Raw genomic sequence first — 11,395 nt, forward strand, 5'->3', positions numbered from 1 at the left:
CACTGGCCTGAGAGATCAATTAAGTACGAGGAACAAAACCAACCGCATCAAAGACTTTTTCCAAAATCATCGAAGCTTGAGCCGACGCTTTCTCCGCCCCTTGGCTCATAACACTATTAAGATAACTGCGGTCATCACGAATTCGGTGATATTCAGCTTGAACCGGTTCCAGCATCGCAACTAAGGCTTCCCCAACCTCTTTCTTAAATGGTCCGTACATTTCAACCCCTGCATACTGGGCTTCAATGTCAGCAAAAGATTTACCCGTCGCCGCAGAATAGAGCCCCATTAAGTTAGAGATACCCGCTTTATTTTCCACATCATAAGCAATACGTGGTGGCGTTTCTGTGTCGGTTTGTGCCTTATTGATCTTCTTGATGATCGATTTAGGATCTTCCAGCAAAGTGATCACATTTTTGCGGTTATCATCCGATTTCGACATTTTCTTCGTCGCATCTTGTAGACTCATAACACGAGCGTTCACTTGCGGAATGTAAGGCTCTGGAATAGTAAAAATTGGCGTTTTCGAATCAGGACAGTAAATATTATTAAATCGAATCGCAATATCTCGCGCCAATTCCAGATGCTGTTTTTGATCGCTACCCACAGGTACTTGGTGTGCACCATACAACAAAATATCGGCAGCCATAAGCACCGGATAGTCAAATAAACCAGCATTGACATCATTGGCGTAACGCGCAGATTTGTCTTTGAACTGAGTCATACGGCTCAATTCGCCCATTTGCGTGTAACAGTTAAGAATCCAACCCAATTGAGCATGCTCTGGTACATGTGACTGAACAAATAGCGTGCTCTTTTGTGGATCAACACCAACCGCTAAACAAATTGCCAATGCATCTAAGGTTGCTTCACGCAATGCTTTCGGATCTTGACGAACCGTGATCGCATGGAGATCAACCACACAATAGTGACAATCATAATCGTCTTGCATCTGTTGCCATTGACGTAGAGCACCCAAGTAATTACCGATACTTAGTTCACCTGACGGTTGAACACCACTCAATACGATGGGTTTGCTCATGGGTATGATTTCCTTGTTACTGAATATGAGATAAGACTGAAAACTCTGTGAACAAATGTGCTCGCCAGTAGCGAGCACAAGATAGCAGTGTACTCATTGATGAGTATTTTACTAGTGGCAAGTGACAATTTTTACGCGTAAACCATAACCACATCAATGAGCTGAGCAATATCGTCTGCAACGACATCCGGATCGGAATCGGAAATGGGCTCACCGTGGTTATAGCCATAGGTTAAACCAAACGACGCACATCCAGCATTTTTAGCCGCTAAAATATCATTTTTAGAATCGCCCACCATCAACATCTGTTGTGGGGCAAGCTGATACTTTTCGAGTAGCCACTCTAACGCCATCGGGTTCGGTTTTTTCTCCGCGAAGGTATCCCCACCAATAACATCACTGAAAAATTCACGAATACCATGTTGCGCTAATACATCCGGCACAAACTTACTGGGTTTATTGGTGACTAACGCCAAGATGAAACCCGCTTGGTAAAGCTGCACTAATGTCTGTTTAACATGCGGGTAGAGGTGGCTCAATTTATGCCCAGTTTTCGCATAATAATCATCAAACCGCTCACGTGCCTGCTGGCGTAAATCAGGGGTCAATGAGGGGTCTATATGTAAACTTTGGCTTAAACAGCGAGCGATCAATACATCGGCACCATTACCGACATAATCGCGTACTTGGTGTTCAGACACACCAGAGAACCCTAGTGCTTGAACCGCTTGATCCGCTGCCATCGCTAAATCTGGCACACTGTCTAACAAGGTGCCATCGAGATCAAAGGCAATTAACTTTATCGGCTGCAAAACATCTTCCTAATCATTAAAATGAGGGTTACTTCACCTTGGCCAGTTCTGTACGCATCGCATGAATGACGGCTTGGTAGTCAGGTTGACCAAAAATCGCCGAACCGGCGACAAACATATCGGCCCCCGCTTGAGCGATTTCAGCAATGTTGTCGACTTTAACACCGCCGTCGATTTCTAAACGGATAGAGCGACCACTTTGCTCAATGCGTTCACGCACAGCACGCAATTTGTCTAACGTATGAGGAATAAAAGATTGGCCGCCAAATCCAGGGTTGACCGACATCAATAGAATAAGGTCAACTTTGTCCATGATGTAGTCAAGGTGGCTCAATGGTGTCGCAGGGTTTAATACCACTCCCGCTTGGCAACCATGCTCTTTGATCAACTGCAATGTGCGATCCACATGATCAGAGGCTTCCACATGAAAGGTAATCATGGATGCGCCCGCTTTCGCAAAATCAGGAATGATTCTATCGACAGGTTTAACCATTAAATGGACATCAATAGGGGCGGTAATGCCATAGTCTCGTAACGCTTTACAAATTGGAGCGCCAAAAGTGAGGTTGGGTACATAGTGATTGTCCATCACATCAAAGTGGATCACATCAGCCCCTGCTGCCAATACTTTTTCAACGTCCTCTCCTAAACGAGCAAAATCGGCTGAGAGAATGGATGGGGCAATCAGGAAATCTTTCATAGCTAACCTCTTTGGTGATGGAATGCGCAGAACGGCGGTAATGCATTCTAACCTAAGGAAGTGTTGAGATCCTAGTATGCAGCCAGATCTCTTTCTGAAAACAGGCTCGAAGAATCCGCGAACAAATTACTTATTAGGCGTAAACAGCGCGAGTAATTCATCGACTTTATTGCGCCCAGCACCATTACGACTGATGGTGCGTTTCACCTTCACCGCATTCAATTGAGCTCCATGATACAGGCGACGAGTTAAAATCGTATCATGATTGGAGATAAGCACAGGGATACCACGTTCTTGAGCCGTTTTTTCTGCGACATCTGCCAGTGCGGCTTGATCGTCGAGTGAAAAGCCATTCCCCGAATATGAGGTGAAATTTGCCGTCGTCGACAGGGGAGCATAAGGAGGATCGCAATAAATCACGCTCTCTTGCGCAGCTTGGCTGAAAGTTTGATGGTAACCCGCACAGATAAACGTTGCTCGTTGTGCTTTTTCAGCAAAAAATTCGAGTTCCGCTTCAGGAAAATACGGTTTTTTGTACGAACCAAAAGGCACATTAAAACCGCCTTTTTTGTTATAACGGCACAAACCATTAAACCCAAACCGATTCATATAAAGAAAAGCCAGTGAGCGGTACATAATATCATTACAGCCATTGAACTGTTTACGAACATCCAAATAGGCTTCTTTACGATTATTCTCTGGCGTGAACCAACGCTTCGCCTCACGGATGTAATGTTCCGGATCCGTTTTTAGCAAATTGTATAAATTGATTAAGTCGGGATTAATATCCGCCAATAAATAGTGTTCAAAATCACTATTTAAGAAGATTGAGCCTGCACCAACAAAGGGCTCAACCAACTCTTGGGCAGGTGGCAAATGGCGTTGGATCTCTTCGACTAGGCCAAACTTCCCCCCAGCCCATTTCAAAAAGGCACGCTGCTTTTTCATCTACCGCTCTAATCAATCACCGAAAAATAAGGGAGCGGAATGTAACATATTTTCCGCTCAAACTCAGCGTTATTTCGCACGCTCAATCTCTCGTTGTACTTGGCTGAGCGATTTTGCCCACGGTCCCAACGCTTGAATGGCTGAAGGCAAGGTCGCTACCGCATCACGCGCCAACTGAATAGTAGGGTAATTACTGTAGGTGACGATATACCAATCAACCTCATTACGTAAGGTAGGATAGACGTTCACCTGCCCTTCTAACTGGTATTGATCAATAAATGCTTGAACTTCTTGCAACGAATTAACCGCGGCCAGTTGTAACGTATAACTACGAGGAGACATCTCAAGTAACGTTTCTCGGGCAAAAGAGAAGCGAATGAGGTTGGATTGTTCATTCGCACTCACTCGAGCATCCGATTCATCAGGCAACATCTCTTTTGCCACAAGATCACGATTAATCTTTGGCTCAATCGGCGGCGTTGGTTCTTCCTCTAATAATGCGTCCACCACATCAGAGCTAATCACGATACGTTGATGCTCAGAATCCGCCATTCCCACCCCTTCTGATCTTTCTTTAATATCAGGGGGGAGCGAGGCAGAATCATCGTCCACACCGCTTAGATCGGGGAGAGTTGGCGACGTTTTTTCCACGGTTTCAGCTTGGCTTAACGCCACATCATCCTGCGATAAAGTAGGAATAACGGTTTGCTCAATGCTTTTTTGGCTCTGAATCCATTGCTGACTTTTTTCATCCGCAGAAGGTTGCGACCACATCCACCAATACCCTCCTCCAATTACGAGGAGAAGCAGAATGATCACCAGTGCTATCTTGAATGGCGAAGCAATAATAGAACGAATGATGATCCTTTTTTCACTTTTCTGATCGGTTAGTGCCATGATCTCCCCCGGAAAGCGTTTGACCTTCTTGAATGCCGCACGTACCTGACGCTCCATTTCAGGCTCAACATAACGCATCACTCGCTGTTCAAACAAACGATCAGCCTCATATTGGCTCAGCGGCTCAATTTCTAGCTCAATCGGTTTGTGTTCTTGGCCATAAGTTAAGCGAGTCAGCAAAGCATCAAGACTGTTTGCCTGAGCGAATAACACAACATTAATCGTCCAACGAGGCTCACTTTGTGCCTCTAATACCCACATCCATAACTCGGAAAGTAAGGTATCGGATAATAGATGAGCATCATCAATGGCAATAACGATATCACACGTTTCTTCTTCAATAAGATAGGAAAAGCTATCCAATAAAGCATCATTTGGATTAAAGAGAGGGTCTGAAACAAGCTGGTTTAAAATCGTGAGCCTACGCTGTTCATCCGTTTGATTGGGATGACAGAGTAACAGAGATTGATTCTTATCCTCGGCCCAATGCTCTAAGTAGCGTTGAGCCAACCAAGATTTTCCCGCACCTAACCCACCAAAAACATTGACGAAGTTGGAACCAAAACGGGTCAAGAGCTGCAAACGCTCTAGCAGCTCGACTTGTGAATCTAACTCTAATTCATGTGCTAAACTCATCAACGATCCTAATGATGCCACTTAATTATGGGTTATACGACACGCTTCAATGGCTTGTTTTATCACCGCTTGAGGCACACCTTTCACTACTTCTGAACGTCCAATTGCCGTAGGTAATACCAGTCGTAATTCTCCCGCTAACACTTTTTTATCTCGCATCATATGCTCGATAAAATCCTCAAACGTCATGCTGTCTGGGGTATGTACGGGCAAATGCGCTCTTTCTAGTATGGCACGAATACGTGCTTGCTGCTGCTCAGTGATCAGCCCTTGTAGCTGAGCGGTGACGGTAGCCATCATGGTTCCTGCGGCAACCGCTTCGCCATGCAGCCAACAGCCGTAACCTAACTCAGCTTCAATCGCGTGACCAAAGGTATGACCTAAATTAAGCAGCGCACGAATCCCCGACTCTTTTTCATCCAAAGCCACGACTTCCGCTTTAATTTGGCAACAACGCGCAATAGCATAAGACAACGCTTGTTCATCTAACGCATATAAGGCATCCATATGTTCTTCTAACCAAACAAAGAAGTCATAATCATAGATGATGCCATACTTGATCACTTCCGCCATTCCCGCAGCAAATTCACGTTCAGGGAGAGTGGCTAAACAGTGAGTATCAATAATAACGGCTTTAGGCTGGTAAAAAGCCCCTATCATATTTTTACCCAAGGGATGATTCACTGCGGTTTTTCCGCCGACAGAAGAGTCCACTTGAGCCAATAATGTCGTCGGTATCTGAATAAAGTCGATTCCCCGCTGATAACACGCAGCAGCAAATCCGACTAAATCCCCAATCACCCCTCCACCCAAAGCAATCACCGTCACATCACGGCTATAATTATGCTCAAGCAAATAACTCATGATGGTGTTAAAAGTCTCTAAACTTTTATATTGCTCACCATCAGGAAGCTCCAGCACAGATGACACACATCCACGCTGTTCCAGTAATGAAAGCATTTGTTTAGCATACAATGGCGCGACTGTGTGGTTAGTGATCACCAACACTTTTTGCTTTTCAGAAAGAGGAAGAAGGGCCGGATTATTAAATAATCCGGCACCAATTGAGATTGGGTAGCTACGCTCACCTAAACTGACCGTAATCCGTTCCATGGTTTGCACTCCGAATAAAAGAACTGGTTAGTGTTCTTCTAGCATTTTTACGATCTGGTTGGCTACCACTTTTGCACTTTGATCATCGGTACGTACGGTAATATCTGCCATTTCTTCATACAGCGGATTACGCTCACCAGCCAGTGCTTCTAAAACTTCACGAGGATTGTCCGTTTGCAACAACGGACGTTTTTTATCACGGTTAGTCCGTGCTAATTGTTTTTCGATTGTGGTTTCTAAGTAAACAACCACGCCACGAGCAGAAAGACGATTACGATTTTCTTTGCTCATCACCGAACCACCACCCGTGGCAAGAACAATACCTTGTTCTTCAGTGAGATCATTGATCACCGCTTCTTCACGTTTACGGAAGCCTTCTTCACCTTCAACATCAAATACCCAAGCGATATCTGCGCCGGTGCGCTCTTCAATGACAGTATCAGAATCAACAAACTCCATATGCAGTTGTTGAGCTAAGTGTCTACCAATTGTACTTTTGCCAGCACCCATTGGGCCAACAAGAAAAATATTGCGTTTTTCAGCCATGTTTAGCAGTAATTTACAACGTTAATTCAATGACATCGCCACAAAGTCCGCCATACTAATGTTAGCGATGGGAATGCTTGTGGCACCGATTCCTCACAGATAATTCGTGATAAGACCCGAAATTATCTAGATAAGGTGCCACTAATGCAACTTTAATTTTACTTTAGCGGAAATAATGACGCTAAGTCATTGAATCACCACCTGAGGCGTGACAAAAATCAGCAATTCACTTTTACCCAATTGCTGATAACTACGGCGAAAGAGTGCTCCAAGAAAAGGGAGATCACCCAGTAAAGGCACTTTATCTATGGTATTAGTCAAGCTATGTTGGAAAATACCACCCAGAACAACGGTTTCTCCATTATTGACCAACACTTGGGTACCAATCCGTTGAGTATTAATCGCTACCGCTTCCCCTGTGCCGGTTTTAACCACATCACCAGGGCGATCCTGTGTGACACTTAAATCCAGTACCAAACGGTTATCTGGGGTGATTTGAGGTGTCACTTTCAAGCTGAGAACCGCTTTTTTAAATGCCACCGTCGTTGCCCCGCTAGAAGAAGATTCTAAGTAGGGGATTTCCGTACCTTGCTCAATGTAAGCGGGTTTTTTATTGGTGGTGATCAACCGTGGGCTCGAAATGATTTCAGCTTTAGACTCGCGCTGCATCGCTGATAATTCAAGATCTAGCAAAGTCCCTGACCCCAATTTTGCGACCTGAAACGCAATGCTTGAGGCGTTAGCAGCCGTGGCCCCCAAGTTAACGTTCAAGAAGTTATTGATCATTTCGGTACCATCTTCCGGCTCATATAAGCCAATCGTGTTCATGTTTCCTTCAATAGAACCGCCCACGGTATGACTGCCGTTTTTCGATGACATCCCCCACCGGATCCCTAATTCGTCTAAGTTGCCTTCATTCACCGTCACAATTCTGGCTTCAATCTGTACTTGTTTGACAGGAATATCCAGTGACTCAATGATTTCACGAATCACTTTAATGTTTTCAGGTAATTCGCGGATCAAGAGGGCATTCGTTCGCTCATCAATACTAATAGAACCACGCTCTGATAACATATTGACAGTTCCACTTCCACCTATCATCTCAGCAATATCCGAGGCTTTCGCAAAATGTACTTTGATGATGTCCGAGCGTAAATCACCCAGTTCTTCCGCTAAACGCGCTTTCTCGAGTTGTTGCTTTTCTCGTAAATCCAACTCCTCTTTCGGTGCAACGAGAATCACGTTTCCATCAACGCGCTTATCAAGCCCTTTGACCTGTAAAATAATATCAAGCACCTGCTGCCAAGGAACACCATCCAAACGTAGGGTTAAGTTCCCTTTAACTGAGTCAGAAACCACTAAATTAAATTGGTTGTAATCCGCAATTAACTGTAAGACATTTCGAACAGGAATATCTTGGAAGTTAATGGAGATAAGCTTACCTTGTTTTTCCATCAAATTAGGAAGAGGGGCGGGTTCTTCCTTCTTTAGTTCGGTAATGACCACCTCTAAATATTGGCTGCGTAAAGAATAATCATACTTAAAGGCCCCTTGAATACTCACTTCGAGCAAAGTACTTGGCTCTTGACGAAACACTTCAATCGTTTCCACCGCTGAAGCAAAATCTTTTACATCGAATAAGTAGAGCTGATCATCAGCAACTTCCGTATTGAGTAGTTCAATCGTTAATCCTTGAGCTTTTTTTTGTACGTCCACTACCGTTGAGGGAGAGGCCAACTCGACGATCAAAACCGCCTCTTTATTTTTATTTAAACGAAAATCAATATTCTTTAATTGATTCGCTCCTGTTAATTCACTGGCAACAACGCTGACAGCCGACAGTGTCCACACGCCTATACACAGGTAACGCAAACTACGTACCACTACCGAATTTAATCCTTTAATCATAGTTAGGTCTCTAAACTGAAAAACTTATTTCAAAGCCAATTTGACATTACGCTGATTCCAGCACCCTAAGCCATCAGGCAGGGTTTCTTTTATCAATAGATAATCATCAGCAACTCGAGTGATTCGTCCATTATTTAATCCGAGGTATTGCCCTGCTTTCACATTGACGACCGTTCCACTCGGCGTTTGAACTAAGGCAGAGATACTGCCTCCACTACTCATGACTCCTCTTAAACGCAGTTGATTGAGAGGATAACGTTCCAGCGTTCCGGTTTTACTGCGAGGTACCGGTTGCCAACAGTCAGACTGAGTAACCGACTGATTTTGTACTAGCGCTTCTTGGGGCAAGACAAACGGTTCTCGTTTGCCATGTTGTCCATAATGAAAGGCTTGAAACTGAACCACAGGCGCAAGCTGAGCCACTTCTCTTTGAGTCTGTAATTCCACCTCAAGTAAGTAATCCTCTAGAGAGTCTTCATTGGCTTGACAACCAACCAATAACAAAGGGCATAGCCAGCCTAAAAATCTAAGGCTACTTCTCATCTTTCACCTCCGATTTAAACTGGTAGGTATACGCACGAACCCTAAAGTGTAAGGTACTGCTTTCCTGACTGACCCTTTGCCAGTCCACATCATCAAAGTTAATAATTCGGGGCAGCTTGGCAATGGCTTCTGAAAAGTCACCAATATTGTGATAATTTCCCGTCAGTTCGATATTGAGAGGCAAACGGTATAGGAACTCTTGGTTCAGCTTTTCTCCCCAATCAATTCTGGTGAAAGTGAGAGAATTTTTTAGCCCCAACTCATTCACCGACGCTAACATACTGGCCAGCTCTTGCTGTACAGGGAGTTGACGTAGCAAAAAATCATAGCGATCGGATAATTCATCTAATTGCGTTTGTAGCTGTGGTAACGCGGCCACTTTACTGGCCTTAATCCGGACAGTGGATTTTAGCGTTTGCTCTTGCTGCTTCAGCCCCTCCAGGCCTTCTTGCTTTGGTAATAGATAAAACCAATAACCAGCAGCTTGAATCACCATAATCAGCAGCGCTATCACCACCAGCTGCGCCGCTCTTGGCCACTCCATTAGCTCGTCGAAATCTAAATCATACGCTTTAGTCATGAGAAGCCTCCTTTTGAGCGGGCTTTTGAACCACTTGATCGGAAGTATGAAAGAGGAAAGAGACTTTAAAACTCTGAAACTGCTTACCAAAGCGACGATTGCCCGACACAATCGAGTGCATTCCCACTGCAGATAACTGAGGCGATTTTTCCAAATTATCCAACATGGTCGCCAAACGCGCAGTACTATCGCTAATACCGTTCATTTCGACCTCTTGCCCATTCATCTTGATTTTATCGACATAGACGCCTTCAGGAATTAACTCCGGCATCAGGTGCATAAAGTCAGTACTTTTATTGCGTTTCTGTTGCAAAGCCTCCACCACTTTTAAACGGGTTAATAAGGCTTTATGTTCTTGCTCTGTCACTTTTAAAGCATGAAGGCGTTCATCTAACTGGCGAATATGCTGGTTAAGAAAATCCAGTCGCCCCTGCTGCTGTTGCTTCTGCTGCTCTAGATAGCTTCCCGCCACCCCTTGCACGCCCAGCGCTAAAAGTACGCCTAAGATTAATAAATGGATGAAATGCTGCCGATAGGCTTCTCGCTGTACTTCTCGCCACGGCAACAAATTAATGTTATGCAGCATGCCCACTCTCCAACCATTCAATACCTCGTAACGCTAACCCAGCAGCGGTACTGAATCGTTGCTGCTCATTTAACGTTCGCCGACGCTTATTCAATTTATGACTAAAGATAGAGAGCGGTGTAAACCGCTCACATGGTAATGCGAGTCGCTCACTAATCGCCTCCGCTAATCCGGAGATAGAAGCTCCCCCTCCAGAAAGCCATATTCCCGCCAAACTGTGTGTGCCATGTACGGAAGTAAATAGCTGAATTTGCCGCGCCAATCGTTCAACAAACTCTTGATTAAAGGCTTGTACATCGGTTGAGCTGTCCAACGATGCAACATCATGACTTCCCTCTGACTGCTCAGTTTGGTTAAACCAACGAGTACCCAGTGGTATCTCTTTACAAAATGGGGCTTTATCGATGAAATCAAGGCACAAAGAACTTTGGCTATAGCCAATATCAAGTAACATCCAATTCGTTCTCTGCTGAATTTGGCTCACTTGCTGCCAGATACGCACTAAACTGTGCATCTGTACATCAAGAAGTACTGGATTAAGGCCTGCCTTTTCAGAAGCAGAAATACGGCTTTCCACCACTTCACGGCGCGTAGCATAGACTTGATACGTTGCACTACGACTTCGTCCCAGTACGTTATCTGATATCTTAATGAAATCTAAACTCAGATCGTCAATCGGTAATGGTGACTGATGAGAGAACGCCTGATAAATAGCAAATTCTTGCTCAGCGGGCTCAAGATCACTTTCTATTTGCAATATTTTGCTGATGACCGAGTTATCAGGTACGGCAATAGAGACCTTGCGGTTAAACAAAGGTAGGCTCTTTTTGAGTTCTTTGAGTTTCTTTACAATTTTCTGATAATCCAGCGTGTAGTTATCGGCGAAAATGTCGCCGGTTACGGCAATTTCTTTATAGCTAACGAGCGAATAGGTATCGCCACTTAACTTTAAAACCACAGCTTTAATGCTGTGATGCCCAATATCAACACCTGTAACTAATGATTTACCCATGCCATTAACTCCAGTAACAACACTCAGCATTAAACGACTATTTTTGAGAAAATAATCGTTCACTATTTTTAA

At 44.3% G+C, this 11,395-nt stretch carries 12 protein-coding genes; all 12 read right to left on the bottom strand.

Translation table 11 applies throughout. The annotated features are described in order from the left end of the window. Positions 1–19 precede the first annotated feature (19 nt). A complete protein-coding gene (trpS, locus tag B5D54_RS11635) occupies positions 20–1,042 on the bottom strand; it encodes a tryptophan--tRNA ligase (protein WP_078926710.1) in 1,023 nt (340 codons plus the stop codon). A 131-nt stretch (positions 1,043–1,173) separates the two neighbouring features. Further along, positions 1,174–1,854, bottom strand: coding sequence for a phosphoglycolate phosphatase (locus B5D54_RS11640; RefSeq protein WP_078926711.1), 681 nt, complete (start codon positions 1,852–1,854; stop codon positions 1,174–1,176). Between the two features lie 28 nt (positions 1,855–1,882). Further along, positions 1,883–2,554: a ribulose-phosphate 3-epimerase gene (rpe, locus tag B5D54_RS11645; RefSeq protein WP_078926712.1), complete on the bottom strand. Its 672-nt coding sequence runs from the start codon at positions 2,552–2,554 to the stop codon at positions 1,883–1,885. A gap of 126 nt (positions 2,555–2,680) precedes the next feature. Beyond that, positions 2,681–3,502, bottom strand: a complete 822-nt coding sequence (locus B5D54_RS11650) for a Dam family site-specific DNA-(adenine-N6)-methyltransferase (RefSeq protein WP_078926713.1) — start codon at positions 3,500–3,502, stop codon at positions 2,681–2,683. A 69-nt stretch (positions 3,503–3,571) separates the two neighbouring features. Further along, positions 3,572–5,035 carry an AAA family ATPase gene (locus tag B5D54_RS11655; RefSeq protein WP_078926714.1) on the bottom strand — a complete coding sequence of 488 codons (1,464 nt, stop codon included), beginning with the start codon at positions 5,033–5,035 and terminating at the stop codon, positions 3,572–3,574. Positions 5,036–5,056: 21 nt separating this feature from the next. Continuing rightward, positions 5,057–6,148: a 3-dehydroquinate synthase gene (gene aroB, locus B5D54_RS11660; RefSeq protein ID WP_078926715.1), complete on the bottom strand. Its 1,092-nt coding sequence runs from the start codon at positions 6,146–6,148 to the stop codon at positions 5,057–5,059. 27 nt (positions 6,149–6,175) lie between these two features. Further along, on the bottom strand, positions 6,176–6,694 hold the full coding sequence (gene aroK, locus B5D54_RS11665; RefSeq protein WP_078926716.1) for a shikimate kinase AroK: 519 nt from the start codon (positions 6,692–6,694) through the stop codon (positions 6,176–6,178). A 186-nt stretch (positions 6,695–6,880) separates the two neighbouring features. Then, complete coding sequence (locus tag B5D54_RS11670; RefSeq protein WP_078926717.1) at positions 6,881–8,602, bottom strand: type IV pilus secretin PilQ; 1,722 nt, start codon at positions 8,600–8,602, stop codon at positions 6,881–6,883. A gap of 24 nt (positions 8,603–8,626) precedes the next feature. Further along, positions 8,627–9,145, bottom strand: coding sequence for a pilus assembly protein PilP (locus B5D54_RS11675; protein WP_078926718.1), 519 nt, complete (start codon positions 9,143–9,145; stop codon positions 8,627–8,629). After that, complete coding sequence (locus B5D54_RS11680; protein ID WP_078926719.1) at positions 9,135–9,725, bottom strand: type IV pilus inner membrane component PilO; 591 nt, start codon at positions 9,723–9,725, stop codon at positions 9,135–9,137. Before B5D54_RS11680 ends, B5D54_RS11675 begins: the two co-directional genes overlap by 11 nt. Further along, positions 9,718–10,311, bottom strand: coding sequence for a PilN domain-containing protein (locus tag B5D54_RS11685; RefSeq protein ID WP_078926720.1), 594 nt, complete (start codon positions 10,309–10,311; stop codon positions 9,718–9,720). The genes B5D54_RS11680 and B5D54_RS11685 overlap by 8 nt, the downstream gene beginning before the upstream one ends. Further along, positions 10,301–11,323: a type IV pilus assembly protein PilM gene (pilM, locus tag B5D54_RS11690; RefSeq protein ID WP_078926721.1), complete on the bottom strand. Its 1,023-nt coding sequence runs from the start codon at positions 11,321–11,323 to the stop codon at positions 10,301–10,303. The genes B5D54_RS11685 and pilM overlap by 11 nt, the downstream gene beginning before the upstream one ends. Between the last annotated feature and the right edge of the window lie 72 nt (positions 11,324–11,395).

Origin of the sequence: Vibrio cincinnatiensis DSM 19608 (assembly GCF_900167345.1) — a bacterium.
Classification (GTDB): Bacteria; Pseudomonadota; Gammaproteobacteria; order Enterobacterales; family Vibrionaceae; genus Vibrio; species Vibrio cincinnatiensis.